The sequence below is a fragment of the Martinezella lusitana genome, assembly GCF_900094565.1.
Lineage (GTDB): Bacteria > Pseudomonadota > Alphaproteobacteria > Rhizobiales > Rhizobiaceae > Rhizobium > Rhizobium lusitanum.
In genome coordinates, this window is the sequence record NZ_FMAF01000015.1 from 103,368 (window position 1) to 124,021 (window position 20,654).

General features: G+C 58.4%; 19 protein-coding genes and 1 pseudogene. 13 read left to right on the forward strand and 7 right to left on the reverse strand.

What is annotated here, in order from left to right; genetic code table 11:
* Nucleotides 1-218: 218 nt before the first annotated feature.
* The 5 genes from GA0061101_RS24850 to GA0061101_RS24870 all read left to right on the forward strand — a co-directional run bounded on the left by GA0061101_RS24850 (nt 219) and on the right by GA0061101_RS24870 (nt 5,567).
* Entirely contained in the window at nt 219-908 is a 690-nt protein-coding gene (locus GA0061101_RS24850; protein ID WP_092575347.1) for a GntR family transcriptional regulator, read from the forward strand.
* A 108-nt stretch (nt 909-1,016) separates the two neighbouring features.
* Entirely contained in the window at nt 1,017-2,372 is a 1,356-nt protein-coding gene (locus GA0061101_RS24855) for an aspartate aminotransferase family protein (protein WP_092575350.1), read from the forward strand.
* Nucleotides 2,372-4,087, forward strand: a complete 1,716-nt coding sequence (locus tag GA0061101_RS24860) for an acetolactate synthase catalytic subunit (protein WP_092575352.1) — start codon at nt 2,372-2,374, stop codon at nt 4,085-4,087. The genes GA0061101_RS24855 and GA0061101_RS24860 overlap by 1 nt, the downstream gene beginning before the upstream one ends.
* Nucleotides 4,084-4,860, forward strand: coding sequence for a 3-oxoacyl-ACP reductase FabG (fabG, locus tag GA0061101_RS24865; protein ID WP_047555705.1), 777 nt, complete (start codon nt 4,084-4,086; stop codon nt 4,858-4,860). Before GA0061101_RS24860 ends, fabG begins: the two co-directional genes overlap by 4 nt.
* Nucleotides 4,861-4,880: 20 nt before the next feature.
* Entirely contained in the window at nt 4,881-5,567 is a 687-nt protein-coding gene (locus tag GA0061101_RS24870) for a winged helix-turn-helix transcriptional regulator (RefSeq protein WP_047555707.1), read from the forward strand.
* 1 nt (nt 5,568) lies between these two features.
* Here GA0061101_RS24870 and GA0061101_RS40305 read toward each other — a convergent pair.
* From GA0061101_RS40305 to serA, 3 genes and pseudogenes are all read right to left on the reverse strand, one after another.
* A pseudogene (locus GA0061101_RS40305) lies at nt 5,569-5,846 on the reverse strand (site-specific integrase); the annotation flags it as partial.
* A gap of 195 nt (nt 5,847-6,041) precedes the next feature.
* Nucleotides 6,042-6,551 (reverse strand): L,D-transpeptidase, encoded by a 510-nt coding sequence (locus tag GA0061101_RS24880; RefSeq protein WP_376774294.1) that lies wholly within the window; start codon nt 6,549-6,551, stop codon nt 6,042-6,044.
* Nucleotides 6,552-6,957: 406 nt separating this feature from the next.
* Nucleotides 6,958-8,196 (reverse strand): phosphoglycerate dehydrogenase, encoded by a 1,239-nt coding sequence (gene serA / locus GA0061101_RS24885; protein ID WP_047555709.1) that lies wholly within the window; start codon nt 8,194-8,196, stop codon nt 6,958-6,960.
* A gap of 561 nt (nt 8,197-8,757) precedes the next feature.
* On the opposite strand from serA, the gene GA0061101_RS24890 reads away from it, so the two are divergent.
* From GA0061101_RS24890 to GA0061101_RS24915, 6 genes are all read left to right on the forward strand, one after another.
* On the forward strand, nt 8,758-8,967 hold the full coding sequence (locus GA0061101_RS24890; RefSeq protein ID WP_037191038.1) for a cold-shock protein: 210 nt from the start codon (nt 8,758-8,760) through the stop codon (nt 8,965-8,967).
* 133 nt (nt 8,968-9,100) lie between these two features.
* Entirely contained in the window at nt 9,101-9,325 is a 225-nt protein-coding gene (locus GA0061101_RS24895) for a hypothetical protein (RefSeq protein ID WP_047555713.1), read from the forward strand.
* 31 nt (nt 9,326-9,356) lie between these two features.
* Nucleotides 9,357-9,737 carry a DUF6481 family protein gene (locus GA0061101_RS24900; protein WP_037191034.1) on the forward strand — a complete coding sequence of 127 codons (381 nt, stop codon included), beginning with the start codon at nt 9,357-9,359 and terminating at the stop codon, nt 9,735-9,737.
* A gap of 325 nt (nt 9,738-10,062) precedes the next feature.
* Nucleotides 10,063-10,242 (forward strand): hypothetical protein, encoded by a 180-nt coding sequence (locus GA0061101_RS24905; RefSeq protein ID WP_092575355.1) that lies wholly within the window; start codon nt 10,063-10,065, stop codon nt 10,240-10,242.
* 57 nt (nt 10,243-10,299) lie between these two features.
* Nucleotides 10,300-11,691 carry an FAD-binding oxidoreductase gene (locus GA0061101_RS24910; protein WP_037191029.1) on the forward strand — a complete coding sequence of 464 codons (1,392 nt, stop codon included), beginning with the start codon at nt 10,300-10,302 and terminating at the stop codon, nt 11,689-11,691.
* A gap of 336 nt (nt 11,692-12,027) precedes the next feature.
* Entirely contained in the window at nt 12,028-12,732 is a 705-nt protein-coding gene (locus GA0061101_RS24915) for a hypothetical protein (protein WP_092575357.1), read from the forward strand.
* A gap of 12 nt (nt 12,733-12,744) precedes the next feature.
* On the opposite strand, the gene GA0061101_RS24920 is transcribed toward GA0061101_RS24915, so the two are convergent.
* The 4 genes from GA0061101_RS24920 to GA0061101_RS24935 form a co-directional block, all read right to left on the reverse strand.
* On the reverse strand, nt 12,745-14,601 hold the full coding sequence (locus GA0061101_RS24920) for a dipeptide ABC transporter ATP-binding protein (RefSeq protein WP_092575360.1): 1,857 nt from the start codon (nt 14,599-14,601) through the stop codon (nt 12,745-12,747).
* Nucleotide 14,602: 1 nt separating this feature from the next.
* Nucleotides 14,603-15,460, reverse strand: a complete 858-nt coding sequence (locus tag GA0061101_RS24925; RefSeq protein WP_092575363.1) for an ABC transporter permease — start codon at nt 15,458-15,460, stop codon at nt 14,603-14,605.
* A 2-nt stretch (nt 15,461-15,462) separates the two neighbouring features.
* On the reverse strand, nt 15,463-16,485 hold the full coding sequence (locus tag GA0061101_RS24930; protein ID WP_202032854.1) for an ABC transporter permease: 1,023 nt from the start codon (nt 16,483-16,485) through the stop codon (nt 15,463-15,465).
* Nucleotides 16,486-16,563: 78 nt separating this feature from the next.
* Nucleotides 16,564-18,099, reverse strand: coding sequence for an ABC transporter substrate-binding protein (locus tag GA0061101_RS24935; RefSeq protein ID WP_092575368.1), 1,536 nt, complete (start codon nt 18,097-18,099; stop codon nt 16,564-16,566).
* Nucleotides 18,100-18,535: 436 nt separating this feature from the next.
* Between GA0061101_RS24935 and GA0061101_RS24940 the strand changes: the two genes are divergently transcribed.
* The gene (locus GA0061101_RS24940) at nt 18,536-18,964 is read left to right on the forward strand and encodes a hypothetical protein (RefSeq protein ID WP_037191019.1); all 429 of its coding nucleotides are present in this window, start codon (nt 18,536-18,538) and stop codon (nt 18,962-18,964) included.
* Between the two features lie 8 nt (nt 18,965-18,972).
* Nucleotides 18,973-20,589, forward strand: a complete 1,617-nt coding sequence (locus GA0061101_RS24945; protein WP_162740661.1) for an AMP-binding protein — start codon at nt 18,973-18,975, stop codon at nt 20,587-20,589.
* Nucleotides 20,590-20,654: the final 65 nt, after the last annotated feature.

Below are 20,654 nucleotides of genomic sequence, written 5' to 3' on the forward strand. Positions count from 1 at the left end.
CATTTTTTTCGCGCTGCCTTAGCCATCCGCGAACGGTGCTAGCCTCTTTTTGGCAGCCCTGCAGATCGCTTGGATGCAGAATTCATTGAACCAGCAACCCGGTGACAGTCACAAAGCGGGCTGCTAAAGCTATTTTGATGTGACAATCGCTTTGCGAAAACTTCACATAATCTTTTTGTTGCATCAAAATATTGGCCTGTCAACAGCGGGAACGGAAAATGATATTAGAACTGGGAGAAGGTGCGGGTTTGGATAGGCAGGCTAGCGGGTTGGGGGATACCGCATATCGGGAAATGAAGGAGCGCTTGATCCGAGGTGTCTATGAGCCCGGCTACAAGATGACGGTACGCGCCGTTGCTGAGGAGCTGGGGATCAGTTCGACGCCTGCTCGCGATGCCATCAATCGCCTGATCGGTGACGGCGCACTGGTTTACGCCGGTCCCAAGACGGTGATTGTTCCTGTTCTTAGGGAGTCGGATTTAAAGGAGATAACCTCGATCAGACTTGCTCTGGAGGGTCTTGCGGCCGAGCGGGCAGCTTTGCATGGGAATAGTCAAGATATTGATAAATTACGACAAATTCAGGATGAAATCAATTCGGCTCTGGAGGTGGGTGACTACACGGCAGCGCTTCGGCACAACAAGGAATTTCATTTCTCGGTCTATCGCATGGCAGACCTTCCTTATCTAGTCTCAATGATCGAAGGGCTCTGGCTGCGCATCGGTCCGTCGCTCTACAACCTCTATCCGGAGTTTGCTGAAGAGAAGTACGGCGTGCGCAATCATGAGATGGCAATGGAGGCACTCGCTGAGCGTGATGGCGCTGCTTTGAGGGCCGCCTTTGAGAGCGATATCCGCGATGGCTATCGCAGCCTGCGGCGCGCGGCGAGGAGAAATTTGCGCTCCTGATGCCAAAATTTTGATGCATTGACTTGACGGCGAGTAATTTTGTTGCAACAAAAATATAAAGGCGGTGCAAAGACACGCGTCTGAACTTGCAACAGAAAGCCTCCTATCATGTTTACGGACAAAGCTCAGGGACGAGGCTGGTCGGCTATTCGAGCCCGATCAGCTCATCTCTTTCGCCGGGGAAAAGGCGTTTTTCCGGCTGGTGTTACACGCTCCACGATCGAGAGGGATCCCATCCCGATCTACGTCGCCAAAGGCGAGGGAGCCTATGTCTGGGATGCGGACGGCAACCGTCTGCTCGACCTCAACAACAACTTTACGACATTGATCCATGGCCACGGTTTCGCGCCCGTCATGGAGGCCGTCGAAAAAGTCTTGAAAATGGGCACATGTTTCGCCAATCCCACGGAATATGAGATCGCGCTAGGCGAACTACTGGTCTCGCGCCTACCGGCGATGGAACAGGTGCGTTTCGTCAATAGTGGTACCGAAGCCGTCATGTTTGCCATCAAGGCTGCGCGGGCCTTCACCCGACGATCAGCAATTGTCCGCTTTGCGGGTTCCTATCATGGCGCCTATGACTGGGCCGAGGCCGGTCAGGGTGGCGTGATCGTAGACGACGCTTCCGGGAGAAATTTGCCTAAGCTCGGTTATCCCGGCGCGCCGCAATCGATCGCCGACAATGTCCTTGTTCTGAATTTTAACGATGTTGCCGGTATAGAGCATTCAATCGCGCCGAGAGCAAACGACGTCGCTGCCATTCTCATCGATCCGATGCCGAGCAGGGCAGGCCTGCTGCATCCGGCGCCCGACTTCATCGCTACAGTATCCGCCGTCGCCCGCAAATACGGCATTCTTGTCATTGCCGATGAAGTTCTCAATCTAAGGCAGGGTTTTGCCGGTGCTTCGGCCCGCTATGGTCTTGAACCGGATCTGATCACAGTCGGCAAGATCATCGGGGGCGGCTTTCCAGTGGGCGCCATTGGTGGCCGCACGGACGTCATGGCTGTGTTCGGTAGTGACGATGAGGCGCCGCTCCTTTCACAAGGCGGTACGTTTTCGGCGAATACCGTGTCCATGGTTGCCGGAAAGGCTGCAATGGAGGCCATGACGCTCGAAGCCTTCGACCGTCTAGAGCGATTGGGGGATGGTTTGCGCAAGGGGTTGGCGGATGTAGTCCTGAAACGGAGCGCCCCGTTTTCAGTTTCCGGAGCGGCGTCTTTGTTTCGCATCCATCCGAGGAGGATCGCGCCGACGAGTTTCCATATGGCGACCATGACATCGGAGGAGAATGACGTCATGCGGGCGCTCTCGCGACATTTCCTGGCATGCGGGATTTTGCTGCCCTTCGGCGCCGCGGCATGCCTGTCGACACCGATGTCTGACGCCGATGTCGAAAGCATTGTCGCAGCATTTGATGACTTTCTGGAAAAGAACAGCAGAACGGATTGGGAGGGACGGTAATGAAAGAAACCTCAATGATGGGTACGGTCGCCGATCGGATCGCAGAAGCGCTCGGACGTCATGGTGTTGAAATGATTTTCGCCCAGAGCCTGCCGTCCGCGCTCATCCTTGCCGCCGAGGCGCGCGGCATTCGCCAGATTGCCTATCGGCAGGAAAACATGGGGGGAGCCATGGCGGATGGCTATGCCCGTAGCTCCGGAAAAGTCGGGGTTGTTGCCGCCCAGAATGGCCCGGCCGCGACCCTGCTTGTGCCGCCATTTGCCGAGTGCCTGAAGGCGAGCATTCCGGTTGTAGCAATGGTCCAGGATGTTGAGCGTGACCAGACGGACAGGAACGCTTTCCAGGATTTTGATCAGATAGCCCTGTTCCAATCCTGCACCAAATGGGTCCGGCGCGTCACAGTTGCTGAACGGGTCGACGACTACGTCGATGCGGCATTCACTGCCGCCACCTCCGGTCGCCCCGGCCCAGTAGCATTGCTGTTGCCGGCTGACCTCTTACGTTCGCCCACGCCCGTCGCCGGAGCACCCCGCATCAGCAATCTCGGACGATGGCCGCTTGATCGAACCCGACCATCGGATCACGATCTGCAAACAGCCGCCGAACGGATCGCCAATGCCCGATCGCCCGTCGTTCTTGCCGGCGGCGGTATCCACTGTGCTGGGGCAGCTGAAGAACTGGCACGTTTGCAGGATGAGGCAGGCCTGCCTGTCTTCACGACCAATATGGGGAAGGGCGCTGTCAGCGAATTCCATCCACTGTCTGCCGGTGTCCTGGGCTCTCTGGTCGGCCCGCGATCCCTTGGCTTCTACAGCCATGAGCTTATGTCAGAAGCGGATCTGGTCGTCCTTGTCGGGACGCGCACCAATCAGAACGGCACTGACAATTGGCGACAGATACCGGCCAAGGCAAGTGTGATCCATATCGATATAGATCCAACGGAGGTGGGCCGAAATTATGAGGCTCTCCGACTTGTCGGCGACGCGAGGGAAACATTGGCGGCGTTGCGCCGGTCGCTTGAAAGCTGCGACCTCGCGCTCAGACGAAACTTGCGCGCGCCTCTCGAAGAGCGGATTGCTTCATTCTGGCGACATTTCGATGAAGCGCGCCATACCCAGTATGCCTCGGTCGATTCTCCCATTCGTCCGGAGCGGGTCATGGCTGAGTTGCAGCCCTGGCTGCAGCGCGATATCGCAATCGTCGCGGACGCCAGCTATTCCTCCATGTGGATTCTTGGGCAGCTGAGGGCGCCACGGGCGGGCATGCGTTTCATCACACCGCGAGGCCTAGCCGGACTTGGATGGGGTTTTCCGCTTGCGCTCGGCGCTAAGGCTGCCGAGCCGCAGCGTCCAGTGGTCGCGGTCGTCGGCGACGGCGGTTTTGCCCATAGCTGGGCCGAGCTCGAAACGATGATGCGGATGCGTTTGCCGGTGACCATCATCGTGCTCAACAATGGCATTCTGGGTTTTCAGCGCGATGCCGAGACTGTGAAGTTCGGCCAATATACCTCCGCGTGCCATTTCGCCGAAGTCGATCACGCCGCGCTTGCGAAAGCCTGCGGATGCCCTTCGATCCGCATTAACGATCCCGCAGCAATCGCAGCAGCTCTGAAACGTGGCATCGAAGGAAACGAACCGCTGCTCATCGAAGTGATGACGGATCCAGAGGCACATCCACCCCTGTCACTGTTCGCTGAGATGGATCGTGCAGCATGACCTCGGCTTCTCGGCAAAAGCTTGCTGTCGTGACCGGCGGCAGCTCGGGAATCGGCTTGGCAACCGCTGCAAGCCTGCTCGCGCATGGCTACAAAGTGGCTATTTTCGGGCAGCGCCGGGACCATGTCGCAGCCGCAGAGCAAATGCTTTCGGCGCGGTTCGGCGCTGAGAATGTCTTTGCTCGGACGGTGAACTTGGCCAAGCCGATACAGATACAACGGTTCTTCCATGCGCTGGAGCGCGAGTGGACCACGGCGGATATCCTCATAAGCAACGCGGGTATATCCCCAAAGGGCGAAAACGGTGCAACACCATTCCTACAGATCACCACCAACGAGTGGCACTCGGTTCTCGCGGTCAACCTGACTGGCGCAATGCGGTGTTGCCAGGCCGTCCTACCGCACATGATCGACCGTGATTTCGGGCGCATCGTGTTCATCAGTTCGATTGCTGGCCGCACGATTCCACAGATATCGGGTGCAGCTTACGCCGCGTCGAAGTCAGCGCTTGCCGGGTTGGCTCGCTCGCTAGTGGCTGCCTCTGCCGGTCACCGCATTACCATCAATCTTGTCGCTCCCGGCAGGATTGCGACGCAAATGGCAGGGGCACCAGACGGTGAGACCAACAGGGCTGCGCTTGCTCGCATTCCACTCGGACGGATCGGGACACCGGAGGATGTTGCGGCCGCCATCTGCTTTCTCGTCTCGGAAGAGGCGGGGTTCATCAATGGTGCCGTGCTGGATGTGAATGGCGGTGAGTTTGCTCCGCTATAATACAAGCCGGAGGAGGAGATATGGATTTTCGAATTCTTGTCCATTCGCACGATGTGCAAATGTTTCTGCTTCTGCAACATCTTCTCGCCATTGACGGGTTTCCTGTCGCACTTGTGCGCACTTTGGACGAAACGGTGCGCGCACTGCGTGACGATAGCGTGCGAGTCGTCATCATGTATGGCGCGTCCTCTGAAATGGGCCCTGGGGGCTTGCGATCTCTCAAGGTCGCACGGCCTGAAATCGCAATTGCTCTCCTTTGCAATGAATTCGACAAATTAAGGGATCCATTGTTCGAAAAGGATGGTGCCGATCTTGTTTTAACGCGCCCCTTTGATCCGGTTCGTCTCATCGCATTTCTTCGCTGCCTCAGGTCAGATGCTCTGATCGAAAAAAGCGGCGTCGCGGCAGAGGCCAATGTGCTTCGCTACGCCGACCTCGAAATGAATTCAGCTACCGCCAAGGTGCATAGAAGTGGTCACGATGTCCCATTGACCGCCTTGCAGTTCCGCCTGCTACGCCATCTCTTGCAAAATCCTGAAGCTGTTCAAAGCCGTGAGACGCTGATTGATGCAGCGTGGCCAGCGGATGCTGATGTTGAGCCACGGACGGTGGATATTCATATAGGTCTCATTCGCAAGGCACTTCGAACGTTGGGGCCGGATCTCATTCGTACTGTTCGTACGCGTGGCTATGCGCTGACCAACTAGTTCAGCCTGCGGCTGAACGCTCCACTCCAAAGTAACGAGGCGCCCCGCGCCTGTTCTTCTGCTCGCCATTGTTGTAGTAGCTTGCCGCCCTGGGTCACAGATTTATACAGGGATTGTTGCATGGCTCCTGCAGGGGAACGCCACGATGCGCCGCCTCGATCAGATCGCTGGATCGAAACCCGTGGAAAAAAACCTCCGGATCCAGACCCGCTCGCTTACAACGTGCCTTCAAGATTGATCCTTTTGCCCCCATTGATCGATACGGCGGAAAACTGGGCCGGGCAACGACCTAGCGCAAGTGCGGTAGCATATCAGCGGAATTTATGACCGGAGCGCCATAAAGGTCGTGTTCCCTGGGGGTACTGACATGCGCTGTGATTTAAGCCGGCTTGGAACAGCGCTTGATCTGGCCCATTCAAGGAGAAAACGGCATATGGCCAGATCTCGGCAGACCCCACCAGTGCTGGGGTGCAATCAAAGCACGACGACCTTTGTGCCCACGGCGACCCGGCCATAGAGATCCATCACATCCGGATTTGCCATGCGGATGCAGCCAGAGGATACCGCCTTGCCGATCGAGTTGGGCTCGTTGGTGCCATGGATGCGGTAGAGGGTGGAACCAAGATAGAGCGCTCTCGCTCCAAGGGGATTATTGAGACCGCCATCCATGTAGTCAGGCAATTCCGGCCGGCGAGCGATCATTTCCTTGGGCGGCGTCCAGGTCGGCCACTCTGCTTTGCGGCTGATCGTCTCCGTGCCCTTCCAGGCGAAGCCCTGCTTGCCGACACCGATGCCGTATTTGAGGGCAGTTCCGTCGTTGAGCACGAGATAGAGGCGCTTTTCCTTTGTGGAGATCACGATCGTGCCAGGATCGTAGCCGGAAAAGGGGACAACCGTGCGCGGGATGGGTGACCGCGCCAGGCTCGCCCGCCTGTCATCTTTGACGCCAGAATTGAGTTGGGGAGAGATCGCGCCCCGATCGATCGAAGCCCGCCGTTGTGGACGGGGTTGCGACGGGAAATCGCCGTTTTCGTCGTCATAATAGCCATAGGGGTCACCCCGATAGTAATAGTCATCGTCGAAACGACGATCATCGCGATAGCGCGGCGGCGCCTCCCGCCCATAGTGCGGAGTAGCATAGCCGCCATCCAGGTCATCGCCATAATCCGGCAAATACCGCCATTCCTGGGCATGCACGGAGACGCTTGTCATCAGCACAGCCAGAGCGGGCAAAAGGATCAATCTTGAAGTCTTCATGTCACAACCAACTTACCGAACAACGCACGGGACTGCGCCCCGCGTCGGCGGGGTATGCGTGCCGCCGACAATTTCGGAAGCGACAGGCATAATTGTGGCAGCGGCGATCGAAAACGAAGATTTGCGGACGGCGTCAGTAGAGCAATCGAGTTCGTATCGTTCCCGGGATCTGGCGAAGCGCATCAAGTATGTCATCGGCTGTCTGGCCGACGCCCTCGGCTTCGATGACCACGTAGCCGGTGTCGCCGTGCGTCTGCAGGAACTCACCGACGATATTAAGTGCGCGGGACGAAAAAATCGCATTCAGACTGTTTAGCATGCCAGGGCGATTTTCATGAACATGGATGAAACGCGTGCCGTTTGGACGTGGCGGCAATTGAACCTGGGGAAAATTGACGGCGCCCAGCGTCGAGCCGACGTCGGAATATTCCACAAGCTTCCTGGAGACCTCTCCTCCGATGCGCTCCTGGGCTTCTTCGGTCGAGCCGCCAATATGCGGCGTCAGTATGACATTGTCCAAACCCTGGAGCGGCGTTTCGAAACGCTCGTTGTTTGATGCCGGCTCCTTAGGGAATACGTCCACGGCTGCCCCCGCGAGATGTCCTTCTTTCAAAACCTTCGCAAGCGCTTCGAGATCCACTACGGTCCCGCGGGAGTTATTGATGAAAAGTGCTCCCTTTTTCATTCTGCGCAGTTCGGTCTCTGTTATCATGTTTTGCGTCGAACTGGTTTCGGGAACATGCATCGTCACGAAATCCGAGATTTCGAGAAGCTCGCCGAGGGTGGCCATCGATTCTGAATTGCCGTGGCGAAGCTTGTCTGAAGGATCGAAATAGCGCACGTTCATGCCCATGCTTTCCGCAAGAACGCTAAGCTGCGAACCGATGTTGCCATAGCCCACGATACCAAGCGTTTTTCCACGCACCTCACGACTGCCGACAGCAGATTTGTCCCATCCGCCCTCATGCGCAGAAGCAGAACGCGGGAAAATCCGCCGCGTCAGCATTATGATCTCACCGATCACAAGCTCGGCAACCGAGCGGGTGTTCGAATAGGGAGCGTTGAAAACTGGGATGCCGCGTCGGCGGGCCGCATCCAGGTCGACTTGATTTGTCCCCACGGAAAAACAACCGACGGCAATAAGTTTTTTTGCGGAGCTGAAAATCTCCTCCGTCAGCTGGGTGCGCGAACGAATGCCGATAATGTGCGCCTCGGCTATATGGCTCTTGAGATCCTTGTCATCCAAGGCCTTCGGCAAATGCGTCACATTGACGTAGCCGGATGACGTAAAATAGTCCACGGCGCTCTGGCTGATGCCCTCAAGCAGAAGGACGGAAATCCGCTCGCGCGGGAGAGAAAGTTGTCGGGTCATTGAATTGCTTTCGATTTTCGAATTCGACGAAGCCGGGGTTGCTTGTCGGCCGTAAAGCTCGCAGATATGGCAAAATCTTTAGCGACCATCCAACGGAAAACGCAACAACAAACTCCACTCCGACGGCAGATAGGGAGGTGTCAGTCTGTCCAATCGCTCCGAAAGATCCGCTAGGAGACGACATTGACGCTGTCGCTTTGGAGGCTCAAAGCCATCACTATCGATACTTGATCAGGACCGATTGAATTGACGAAGACAGCCAGGCTCGCAACGCGGCGGATGTCGGACGTACGGGCTTCCGGCTGGTGCCAGCCAACGATATCAGTGGCCGGATGTAGGATTGTAGCGTGCAACCTTATGTCGAGAGACGGTTACCTGAAAACTAAAAGTTGACAATCCGATACTGGTGGCCTATACGGTGATCGTCGATATTTGCTTGCTGAGCTTTGGTTACCGCGCGTTTGGCACCGCGCCCTGAACGAACCTTCCTTTCAAAAATCGCTACCACCATCCGCAACGCTTTCGTGTTGTGGTTTCTTTATTGCTATGAAAGGGTTCATCATGACCACTGGCACAGTTAAATGGTTTAATTCCACCAAGGGCTTCGGCTTCATCCAGCCTGACAATGGCGGCACCGATGCATTCGTCCATATCTCCGCTGTCGAACGCGCTGGTATGCGCGAGCTCGTCGAAGGCCAGAAGATCGGCTTCGAACTGGAGCGCGACGTCAAGTCGGGCAAAATGTCGGCCTGCAATCTCCAGGCTGCCTAAGGCACCCGGTATCGGCTTTCCCTTGACCACGGATGTACTGGCACTGTTGAGAGCATGATACCAAACCAAGGTCAGGCAGATTGCCTGGCCTTTTTTATTGCCGCATTGACCCGGCCTGAATCAAGGAAACATCATGACACAGACTTACAGCAAATCTCGCCAGAAGGCGGAGATCGCTTTCGGCAATGTCCAATCGCAATTCTTTGCCCGCAACAACGCCGTCGATGAACTCGACTTCCTTGCCCGTTCCCGCGAGGAAAAGACCCTGCGCCTTCGTGAAGCGCGTCTTGCTAAGGAACTGCAGGATCGCACCGCGGCGACCGCTTCCCTCCTGGCTAAACGCGCCAGGAAGCCCTGATCTATTTTAACCCGAATCCCAGGATAGACATTTGAAGAACTCCAGAAACACCGAGCTTTCCGATCGCCGCGCGGCAGCCGCGCAAGCAAAGACGGCTCTCCTGACTGCCTATCGCACGGCGCAGACGGCGGCCCAGCCGACCAGGTTGGCGCGGGAGGCGGAACGCGTGGCCGTGGCCGCGGCCCGGGAGGAGCGGCGTCTTGAACGCGAGCGGGTAAAGCTTGAGGAGCAAGAGCGGCTGGTGGCCGAGGCGACCGAGCGGCAGGAAGCCGTAGTTGCTGCGGCCCGCGCCGAAACCGAAGCGCGTGAGACAGCCGAAAAAGGCCGTGTGGCTCGCCTGATCGAAGATGAAGCCACTCGAAAGGCTGACCGCGATCGGCGGTACGCCAACCGCAAGGCCCGACAAGCTTAGTGGCGACGTCTCTCTAAGGCCGATAATCGACCCACCTCGGTTGTTAATCGGCCTTGCTGCACGACCCATCGGGCCCAATCCTGCGCAAGGTATGTCGCTGCGTTGAATGACGGTCGCCTACGGCATCGTCGCGACTTCAAACCCAGCGCCGAATGAATCGCTACTGAAAGTCTGTCGCCTACGGGAGCTTCCATCGTAGAAAATACGGGCGAGCTTCAGGCAATCAACACGGCCGGGCAGATCGCTATTCAGGAAATCCTGCGGATGGTCATCCGCTCGATGGCGCCCGAGGCAACTTTATGACAACGCCAAGGCGGAAAACTTCGTGAAGACGCTGGGGGTTGAAGCGGTGTATCCGCTGGCGTTCGAAGCCAATGACGATGTCAACGAAGATCTTCCCTACTTCGTCGAAGAGGTCTACACAAACGTCGGCTCCATTCAGCGTTCTGCTTCTTGGGTCACCAACAGTTCGAGCATTAGCACGTCTAGCAGATCAGCAACCTGATCCTTGCCCACCCCAAGGGGACTACTTCAACTTCAGGCAATTCGAGACCATGGTTTGATGAGAGAAGACTTCATTCAATCGCTCAACGAGGAGCTTGGCGCCGACGTTCTCTTTGGCGCAGACATTCCAGCACGTTTCCGCAATGACTGGGCAGGGCTTGAACCTGTCACGCCATTGGCCCTGGTGCGTCCGCGCACGACCGAACAAATATCAGCAACGCTCAGGCTTTGTGATCGTTTCAAGATTTCGGTCGTCCCCCAGGGCGGATTGACGGGTCTTGCTGGCGGCGCCCGCCCGATCGAAGGCGGCGTTGCGCTATCGCTCGACCGCATGAACGGCATTGACGAAATCGACCCTGTCATGGCGACGATGACAGTCCAGGCCGGTACGCCGCTCGGTGTCATCCAGAGGGCCGCGGAGGAAGCGGGGCTTTTCTTTGGGCTTGATCTTGGCGCGCGCGATTCCTGCGTCATCGGCGGAAATCTTTCCACCAATGCCGGCGGCAATCGCGTCATTCGCTTCGGCATGGCGCGCGAACACGTGCTTGGCCTTGAGGTGGTCTTGCCCGATGGTACGATCGTGCGCTCGCTCAACAAGATGCTGAAGAACAACGCCGGCTATGACCTAAAGCAGCTTTTCATCGGCTCCGAGGGGACGCTGGGTATCATCACCCGCGCCGTACTGCGCCTACAGGCGAAGCCCGCGGCGCTCGCCAGCGCCTTGTGCGGCTGTTCCGGTTTTCCGGCCATGCTGGAGTTACTAAAGAGCGCCCGGTTGCGCATGGGTTCGGCGCTGATCGCTTTCGAGGTCATGTGGCCGAGCTTCTATGATTTCATGACTGGCAATCTACCCGAGCTGCGCCGGGCATTGTCCGAACCGCACGGTATCTATGTGCTGATCGAAGCAGGTGGGCGCGACGCGGACGAAAACCGGACGATGCTCGAACATATCCTGTCTGATGCCCTTGAAGAGGGTTGGGTGTCCGACGCGGTCCTGTCGTCCTCGGAGCGTGAAGCCCGCGAACTCTGGGCGGTTCGCGATAGCGTTTCGGAATATGGGCGGCTCATGGGACCTCAGACTGCGTTCGATGTCGGGCTCCCCACCAGCGTTGCCGGCAGCGTGGTGAGCGAGATTGAAGCGGCGATGAAAAACCGCTGGCCCGACGCAATTGCGCTCAGCTACGGCCATATCGGTGATAGCAACCTGCATTTCGTCTGCAACATCCCCTCGCTTGGCAAGTCGCAGCCGCATAAGGAAATCACCGAGCTTGTGTTTACGGCTGTCGGCCGGGCGGGCGGCACGATTTCCGCCGAACACGGGATAGGCCTGCTGAAGAAGCCCTATCTCAAGCTCTCCCGCACGCCGGAAGAGTTGGCGCTGATGGAGCGCATCAAGCGCGCTATCGATCCGAACAATATTCTCAACACCGGTAAGGTGCTGACGATTTGAGCCGATCCGTCTCTGAAGCTAACTCGGTGGACATACCGGCGAAGCAAGCTTCGAGTTCCTGAGCTCGAACCGGACGAGGCCCCCATGTTTTCATCGATAGCGTCCTTGGAGATTACATGAATCACCTCAAGGGCGACAGGAAGGCGGCGGAGAAAAGTCGTAAGAGGCAATCTGTCATGGCGAGTGCGCGAGGCATAGAGGAACCAATCGGGCGCGATATGTTTTAAGTTTAAACTTGTTTTTTACTCTGTATCGCTCGATACTGAAATCTCCGCGGTGGGCTTTGAATGCCGATTTGGCCTGTCACCGTTTTCTAGCGAGTACGGAGAGTTCGACATGGCCTTCGCCTATCTTGCCTTTTTCGAAAGCTCCGACGACGGTGACCTCGCAATCAGCGAAGCCGATCTCGCAACCGTTGCCGCAATCATCAAGACAACTCCCGGCCTTGCATCCGCGAATCTCTATACGCCCGAGACGACCAACGACATGTACAACAAGGTCGAGCGATCGCCGGTTCTTGGACTTCAGCTTTATTTCGATCAACTGACCACACTCGAAAGCGCCATCGGCCCTTCGGGCCATCTGCAGCAGCTCGCGGCCTTTGATGTTCTCACCAGCATAAGGGGTACTAAGGCGACGCAGCAGGCGATGTATGTGCGGCCGTTTCCGGTCGATGACGGCAAGCTGCGCACCGGTGACGGTCAGTTGCCATGCAGCTACGTGGTTCACTATCCCGGCCCCGCCGTGGATATGAATGCCTGGCTACACCACTATGTTAGCCACCATCCGCAGGTCATGCGCACCTTTCCGGATATCCGCCAGATCGAGGTTCTATCACGGGTCGACTGGTGCGGCTTCCTACCCTGGGAGCGCGTCAATCACATGCAGCGAAACCGGGTGATGTTCGATAACCCCGTCGCCCTACAGACCGCCTTGCAGTCTCCCGCGCGCGTTGCCATGCGGGAGGATTTCAAGACGCTTCCTCCCTTTGAAGGCGGCAATTCGCATTTTCCGATGGCGACACGGATCATCGTCCCATAAGCAAAGACGCACCTATTCGACCTGATAACCTGTCTCGGCCAATACCGGCGACCATTCGGCCTGGACGTCGTCCGGCGGCACGGAAGCGAGCAGGCTTTGCGTATAGGGATGCTGCGGGTTGGCGAAGACCGTCTCCGTCGCGCCGCTCTCCACCACCTCGCCGCGATACATCACCAGCACGCGGTCGCAGAGATAGCGCACGACGGAAAGGTCGTGCGAGATAAACATCATGGAGAAACCGTGTTCGTCCCGCAACTTCAATAGGAGATCCAGCAGTTGCGCCTGAACCGAAACATCGAGGCCCGATACGATCTCATCGGCGACCAGAATGCGCGGCACCGAGCAGAGGGCGCGGGCAATATTGACGCGTTGCTTCTGGCCACCGGACAGTTGTGAGGGGAAGCGCATCGCCGCATCCGGCGGCAGGCCGATTTCAGCGAGCAGCTCGGCGGCGCGATCCATGCGCTCTCGCTTGCTGGCGTGGAGGCCACTCGCCTCATTCGCCTGGGTGACGATGCTACCGACCTGGCGGCGCGGATTGAGCGCCGATTGCGGATCTTGAAACACCATCTGGATATGGTCGCGGCGATAAGCCTTTTCCGATGATCCATTGGCGGTAATGTCGCGGCCCGCAAGCGTGAGGCGACCTTCGGTCGCTGTATCCAGCCCGACGACAAGACGGGCGAGCGAGCTCTTGCCGCTACCGCTTTCTCCGACGATGCCAACGAATTCGCCTTCACCGAGCGTGAAATCGACGCCGTTGACCGCCCTAAACTTGGGGTTCCTGTTGAAGGGGCTCCAGGCGACCGTGTAGGCCTTGGTTAGCTTTTCGCCTTGCAGATAGTTCTTCGCTGTTTCGACGTTGCGGGCCGGAGCCAACGGCGGCGGCACGATCTCAGGCGTCTTTTCCGCGCGGATGCAGGCGGCGATATGGTTGGGTGCAATTTCCGCAAGCGGCGGCTCGGCCTCGGTGCAGGCGGCGACGGCATTCGGACAGCGGGAGGCAAAACGGCAGCCGGTAATATCCTTCAACACGCGCAGCCCCGGCATGCGCTCCGGCAGGATGTAGAGGCCGCGACGCTCTCCACTGATGGTGGGATTGGCGAGTTGAAGACAGCGCGTATAGGGATGTGCCGGCGCCGAGAACAGTTGCTTAGCGGGTCCGCGCTCAGCCGGACGCCCGGCATAGAGCACCATGATCTCATCGCTGATCTGCGAAGCAAGCCGCAGGTCATGGGTGATGAAGATGACCGCCGTGCCGTCACGCTTCTGCATCTCGGCGATCAGCTTGACGATACGGGCCTGGATGGTGACGTCGAGGGCCGTTGTCGGTTCGTCGGCGATCAGCAGGCGCGGGCGGCTGGCAAAGGCCATGGCGATCAGGATGCGCTGGCACATGCCGCCGGAAAGCTGATGTGGGTATTTGCCAAGTAGCGCTGCGCCATGTGGCAGGTGCACCGCTTCGAATTCGGCAAGCGCCCGCTGCCGCCAGTGTTCGCCCGGAGCAAGGCCAATTCGCAAGAGATGTTCCCTCATCTGCTGACCGACGGTCAGCACCGGGTTGAGGCCGGACAGGGGCTCCTGCGGGATGAAGGCGATGTCCCGACCGAGCAGATTGCGACGGCGCTCCGACGCCATTGCTACAAGGTCCTCACCGGCGAATTCGAGTGTCCCCTTGGTGACGGCGAAGCCGCTCGGGAGGAACTGCGAAATAGTGCGGCCGATCATCGACTTTCCGGCGCCGGACTCGCCGACGAGGCCGAGAATCATGCCCGGTACCAGCGTGAAATTGAGATCGCTCAGGACGGGAAAGGACTCGTTGCCCCCGAATGAGTCTACGCAGAGGTTTCGTGCGGCTAATATGGTCATGTCAGGTCCTCTCCGTCTGCGTCAGGCGCGTGTCGAGGGATCGGCGCAGACCGTCTCCGAGAATGTTGAAGCCGAAGACGGCAAAGAAGATCGCGAAAACCGGACAGAGAAGATTGAGTGGCGCCTCGTAAATGTTCTGCCGGGCGTCGGCGATCATTTGTCCCCAGGCGGGCGTGTCTGCACCGACGCTCATGCCGACAAAGGAGAGGATCGCCTCGACGATGACGGCGACGCCCATTTCCAGGCTCATGAGCGTGATCAGCAGCGGCAGCGTGCCGGGCAGGATTTCGCGCGTGATCGTGCGCCAATGGGAAAAGCCGACGAGCTGGGCGGCGGCCACATAGTCCCGCCGTCGCAGCACCAGCACCTCGCTGCGTAGCACCCGGCAAAAGCGCGTCCAGTCGACGAGCACGATTGCGAGGATCACATTGCGAATGCCGGTGCCGAGGCCGACCATCAGGATCAACGACAGGATGACGGGCGGGAAAGAGAGCCAGATTTCCACGACGCGCCCGATCAGCCAATCGACCCAGCCGCCGAAATAGCCGGCGATATGCGCCAGGATCGCGCCGATGATCATGGCGCCGAACGAGGCGATGAAGGCGACGGTGAGCGCAACGCGCGTGCCGAAGATCAGGCGCGAGAGGATGCAGCGTCCGAGGCTGTCGGTGCCGAGCGGAAACATCGCGTCGCTGCCATCCGCCCAGGCAGGCGGCGTCAAGATGGACAAGAGGTTCTGTTCATTCGGATCGTTGGGTGCGATCCAAGGCGCGAAAATCGCGCAGACCGCCAGGATGGCGATGATGACGAGGCCTGTCTGAACGCGGCCGGATCTCAACCAGAGCGGAAGATGTTTCATTATCAGCGCGCCGTCAGTTTTGGGTTGAGGATCAGGTAAAGACTATCGACCACGGTATTGATGACGAGGACGGCGACGCAATAGGTCAGGCCCGCGCCCTGAATGATCGGCAGATCGGCATTACGGATCGCATCGACCATCAGATTGCCCATGCCGGGGTAGGAATAGATGAGTTCCACCAGGAGCGTGCCGCCGAACAGAAAGCCGAACTGCACGCCCATCAGGCTGAGTGTCGGTAGGATGGCGTTCTTGAGCGCGTGGCGGATGAGGATGCGTTTCTCCGACAGGCCGCGCAGCCGCGCCTGCTGAATATAATCATCCTGATAGGCGTCGAGCAGGCTCGATCGCAGCACGCGCATGAGCGACGGCGAAAGCGCGATGCCGAGCGCGAGGCTCGGCAGTATCATATGCTTGATCGCGTCCCAGAAGACCGCAATGTTGCCGGTGATGAGGCTATCGAGCAGAAGAAAACCCGTCATCATCGGTCGCTCGAAGCCGGGGCTGAGGCGTCCGGTAAACGGCAGGAGATTGAAGAAGACGCCGAAAATCAGGAGCAGGAACAGGCTCCACAGGAACTCCGGCAGCGACAGAAGCAGGATGGAGAGGAAATCCATCACGGCTTCTGCGCGCGTGCCGCGCACGTAGAACAGGAAAAGCCCGCCGGCGAGGCCGAAGACAGTGGCAACGACCATGGCGAGCACCGCCAGCTCGATGGTCGCGGGCAGCGTCGAGCCGATCAGCGAGGACACGTCCTGGCGGAAATGGATCGAGCGACCGATATCGCCATGCAGGAGCTTGACGAGCCAAATGCCGTATTGCTCGATGAGCGGCCGGTCGAACCCCATCTCCTTGCGCATCGCCTCGATCTCTTCGACCGTCGCATTCGGTGGCATCGACATTGCCGCCGGATCGACCGGCAGGACGCGCAGGATGCAAAAGAGAAGCGCGGACACGATGAGCAGGATCGGTATCGCGGTCAGAAGACGTTTTACCAGCAGTTTGGCGATGGTCACGAACATGCGCATGCCTTGTCTTACGAAGCCAGGAAGGCAGCCCGGAGAGAACCCCGGACCCCATGGTCTTTCAAGCTATGCAGCGCAAACTCACGACCACGACATGGTGTTGCCCAGGATCCAGGCGTTGCCATACTTGGCGTAAGCGAGGTTCTTTTTGCGGACCAATGTCTGGACGCTCTGCAGGAGCGGAATGGTGGCTCCGGTTTCGACGGCTTCTTTTGCAAGATCCCGGTAGCCGGCCACGCGCTTGTCATAGACAGGCTCGGCGAAGAGGTTGAGAACCTTCTGGCCGATCTCCATTCCCTTCCATGCGCCGAACGGCATTTTTGGATTCAGCAGATAGCCGGAGAAGATCTCGGGGTCACCCGTGGCGTTGTCGAAGCTATAGAGGGTCGCCTCCGGCAGTTTGCCGCCACGATTGAGCTCGAAATACTTCGAATATTCGATCTGCTGTATCTCGCACTTGATGCCGACCTTTCCCCACATCTGAACAAGGGCGCGGGCGATGTCGAAATCGCTGGGGAACTGGCCGTTGGTGGCCGCAAGCGTGATGGTTGCAGGCTTGTCGGCGCTGAAGCCGGACTTGGCGAGCAGCTCCTTGGACAGGGCTGGATCGTATTTGAAGCTGTAACCTTCGACGAAACCTGGTGTGCCAGGCGTCGCGGGAACCGAGAGCGGGACGGCCGCACCGCCATAGAAAGCCTTGGAAAGGGCAGCCTTGTCGATGGCGTGGTGTGCGGCAAGCCGGACATTCTCGTCGGCAAAGCCCATGTCGTTGCGGATCTGCAGCAGGATGATGCGGGTGAACGGATTGATTTCGGCGGTGAGCCCCTCCACCTTGCCGAGACGTTCGGCCTCACGGACGGGGATGTTGACGGTGAGGTCGATCTGGCCGGACTGGATGGCGGCGGTGCGCGCCGAAGGATCCTTGATGATTTCGATGGTGACGTTCTTGATCTTCGGCTTTGCGCCGAAATATTCATCGTTGCGCTGAAGGACGATCCGTGAGTTCATCTGGTAGTCGACGAGCTTGTAGGGTCCAGTGCCGACGGGCTTTTTCAGGAACCCATCCTGGCCGACGGATTCCATGTATTTCTTCGGAACGAGATAGCTTCCGAGAAAAGCCAGCCATTGCGGCGCGGTCGGTGTCGGTGCCGAGAATTTCATGATGCCGCTGGTCGGCGACGTAACTTCGATCGCGGTCAGATTGCGCCAGGAATTGGCGATATCGAGCTTCAGGCCGGATTTGATGCGATCGACGAAGGTGTAGCTGAAGTCCTCCATCGTCATCGGATCGCCATTGTGGAACTTGACATCGTTGCGGATCTCGAACGGCATGGAAAGACCGTCGGTGGCAAGGTCCCACTTGGTAATGAGATTGGGGATGAGCTTCAGATCGGGCGACTGATCGAGCGGCTGGTCAAAGACCAGCTTGAAGATCGGCTGCGCATCCGGAACGAAGCGCTGGTTCGGATCCCAGGACGGCACGTCGCTTGGCCAGCCGATGGAGACGCTGTCGGTGTCCGCCGCATAGGTGAAGCTTGCGCGCGCGAGCACGGCGCCGCTGATTGCAGCAAGGCCGAGCATCTGCAGGAGATTTCTGCGGTCTAGTTCAAAAGTCATCACGATCCCTCTGGTGTGCACACCTGGCCTTGCTGCTCTGTGCAGCGATAGGGGGCCGGTGAGCCTGCGGCGGTTGTTGAACGCAAGCCTGCAATCTTGCCGAGGGCTTTTTGGTTTTTGCTATTTTAGCCTCTTTTCGCGGGCTTCCCCTTAGCAATTACGGAGATCGTAGAACGGGCTAAAAATTACTTCAAGCCTAAAATTTATTGATTACTCGAATTTCATTCGGCAAGGGATGTTCCGGGATAGAAGGCGGAAAAATAGGCGTTTCAGGTGGGTGGAAGCGCAAGGCGTCTTTTTCTTTCGGCGCAAGAATGTGGCCAGGTCCGAACGAGGCCGAAAAAAACATTGACGCTCTTTCAAGTTATTTTATGCTTAAAATGTTGTTTGAGCGAATTGATCCTATCATCCCGGCAAATCCGAAGAGGGGACGTTGATGCTAGACCCGCATTGCCATTCAAGCAGCATCAAGGTGGAGCGCCCTGCCGCTCTCGCATTTGAATTGATGTCGGATGGGCTGAAGCAGGGAAGCTGGGCATGGGGCAGCTTCGACCGGAGAGAGGTCGAGCCGGGCCTGTTTTGCGGCACATCGATTTTCTCCGGCAAAGAGACCTATGTCCGCCTCGATGTGGATCGGGATCGTTTGCAGGTCGATTACGAGGTCGGCGGGTCGAAGGAGGCCATGCAGTTTCGCAACATGTCCCGCGTCATTCCCGGCGACCTGTTGAAGATGGGGCAGAACACATGCGTCGTCACGCTGCTGACCTGGCGCCTGCAAACCCAGACCGACGCGGAATGGATCCAATTCGGCACGATCCATGAGGCGGAGATGTTCCTGATCAAAGGTCTTCTCGAGCGCGAATGAAGGACAAGATGACACATTCTCCCCATCTATTGTTTGCAGACCGGGCACGCGCCAACCCCGAAGCAGCCTTGTTGATCGCACCGGCCAGCGCCGGGCTACCCTATGCGCCACTGGGGTTTCGTCACAGCTACGGCGAGGTGTTCGCTGAAGCTGCCGCGCTGAGCCAAAAATTTGCGGCCGCCGGTTACGGCCTTGGCTCGCGGGTGGCTCTGCTTCTGGAAAACCGGCCGGAATTCTTCACCTTCTGGCTGGCGCTGAATGCCATCGGCGCGTCGATCGTGCCGATCAATCCGGATCTGCGGCGTGATGAACTTCTTTTCCAGCTCGATATGGCCGAGGCGCCGCTGCTGATCGCGATTGCCGAGCGGCTGGCGGACCTTGCCGACATCCATCCCGGCAAGGTCACGGTAATCGGGGCGAACGACGACATTCCGCCGTCGCCTGTGAGGCTGACGGCGGAGCCGGGCGGCCCGGACGCGGAATGCGCCCTGCTGTTCACATCCGGCAGCACCGGCAAGCCCAAGGGCTGCATGCTCTCCAACATCTATTTCATCCGCCTTGCCGAGTGGTACACTACTCAGGGCGGCGTTGCTGATATGGCGGAGGGTAGCGAGATTGCGCTCACGCCGCTGCCGATGTTCCATATGAACGCGCTAGGTTGCACGGCGGTTGGCATGATCATGAAAGGCGGCGCCATTGTGCCGCTCGATCGCTTCCATTCCAAGAGCTGGTGGGCCTCGATCGCCGATTCCGGTGCAACCATCATTCATTGTCTCGGTGTCATTCCGGCCATCCTGCTGCAGATGTCGCCAGTCGAGGCCGAACGCGCGCACAGGGTCAAATTCGCGCTCGGCCCGGGCGTCGATGCCCGGCACAAGGTCGAATTTGAGGAGCGCTATCGCATCCCGATCGTCGAAGCCTGGGCCATGACCGAGACAGGTGGGCGGGCCGTCACCACGACGGCGGCCGACGATTACGCGCCGGGACTGCGCTGCATCGGCCGGCCGCGCGCCGGCATGGAGTACAGGATCGTCGACGATGCCGGCAACACGGTCGACCTGGGGACACCCGGTGAGCTTCTGGTGCGGGCGGAAGGGCGCAACCCGCGAGACGGTTTCTTCAGCGGTTATCTCAAGGATGAGAAAGCGACGGAAGAGGCCTGGGAAGGCGGCTGGTTCCACACCGGCGACGTCGTCTATGCCGGCGAGAACGGGTTGCTCTACTTCTTCGATCGCAAGAAGAGCATCGTGCGTCGCAGCGGCGAGAATATTGCCGTACTTGAAGTCGAGGCAGCGCTTGCCAAGTTGCCCGGCATCAAGGCGTCGGCGGTGACGCCGGTGCCTGACGATCTGCGCGGCGAGGAGGTTTTCGCCTTCATCGTTGAGGCTGAGGTTACAGCAGGCGGCGATCTTCAGCAGCGGGCCTCGCGTATCATCGAGGCCTGCGGTGCATATATCGCCTATCACAAACTGCCCGGCTATGTGGTCTTCATCGAGAAGCTTCCCGTCAGTTCCACACAGAAGGTCCAGCGCGGCGAGATCAAGACCATGGCGGCCAAGGCGGTCGAAGACGGCTCGGCGATCGACCTGCGCAAGCTAAAGGCAACGATCCGCAAAGGTGGCTGATGTGGAGCCCTTTCGAAGGGCGAGCGCATCTGTTATACAATAAATCAAAGCTAAAATCCTTTCTA

Bases quoted from the DNA above. Each gene is read 5' to 3' on its own strand.
- GA0061101_RS24895 (WP_047555713.1), top strand. From the start codon at position 9,101: ATGACACAGACTTACAGCAAATCTCGCCAGAAGGCGGAGATCGCTTTC.
- GA0061101_RS24930 (WP_202032854.1), bottom strand. From the start codon at position 16,485: ATGCGCATGTTCGTGACCATCGCCAAACTGCTGGTAAAACGTCTTCTG.
- GA0061101_RS24940 (WP_037191019.1), top strand. From the start codon at position 18,536: ATGCTAGACCCGCATTGCCATTCAAGCAGCATCAAGGTGGAGCGCCCT.
- GA0061101_RS24910 (WP_037191029.1), top strand. From the start codon at position 10,300: ATGAGAGAAGACTTCATTCAATCGCTCAACGAGGAGCTTGGCGCCGAC.
- GA0061101_RS24860 (WP_092575352.1), top strand. From the start codon at position 2,372: ATGAAAGAAACCTCAATGATGGGTACGGTCGCCGATCGGATCGCAGAA.
- GA0061101_RS24920 (WP_092575360.1), bottom strand. From the start codon at position 14,601: ATGACCATATTAGCCGCACGAAACCTCTGCGTAGACTCATTCGGGGGC.
- GA0061101_RS24855 (WP_092575350.1), top strand. From the start codon at position 1,017: ATGTTTACGGACAAAGCTCAGGGACGAGGCTGGTCGGCTATTCGAGCC.
- GA0061101_RS24870 (WP_047555707.1), top strand. From the start codon at position 4,881: ATGGATTTTCGAATTCTTGTCCATTCGCACGATGTGCAAATGTTTCTG.
- fabG (WP_047555705.1), top strand. From the start codon at position 4,084: ATGACCTCGGCTTCTCGGCAAAAGCTTGCTGTCGTGACCGGCGGCAGC.
- GA0061101_RS24935 (WP_092575368.1), bottom strand. From the start codon at position 18,099: ATGACTTTTGAACTAGACCGCAGAAATCTCCTGCAGATGCTCGGCCTT.
- GA0061101_RS24915 (WP_092575357.1), top strand. From the start codon at position 12,028: ATGGCCTTCGCCTATCTTGCCTTTTTCGAAAGCTCCGACGACGGTGAC.
- GA0061101_RS24890 (WP_037191038.1), top strand. From the start codon at position 8,758: ATGACCACTGGCACAGTTAAATGGTTTAATTCCACCAAGGGCTTCGGC.
- GA0061101_RS24850 (WP_092575347.1), top strand. From the start codon at position 219: ATGATATTAGAACTGGGAGAAGGTGCGGGTTTGGATAGGCAGGCTAGC.
- serA (WP_047555709.1), bottom strand. From the start codon at position 8,196: ATGACCCGACAACTTTCTCTCCCGCGCGAGCGGATTTCCGTCCTTCTG.
- GA0061101_RS24945 (WP_162740661.1), top strand. From the start codon at position 18,973: ATGACACATTCTCCCCATCTATTGTTTGCAGACCGGGCACGCGCCAAC.
- GA0061101_RS24925 (WP_092575363.1), bottom strand. From the start codon at position 15,460: ATGAAACATCTTCCGCTCTGGTTGAGATCCGGCCGCGTTCAGACAGGC.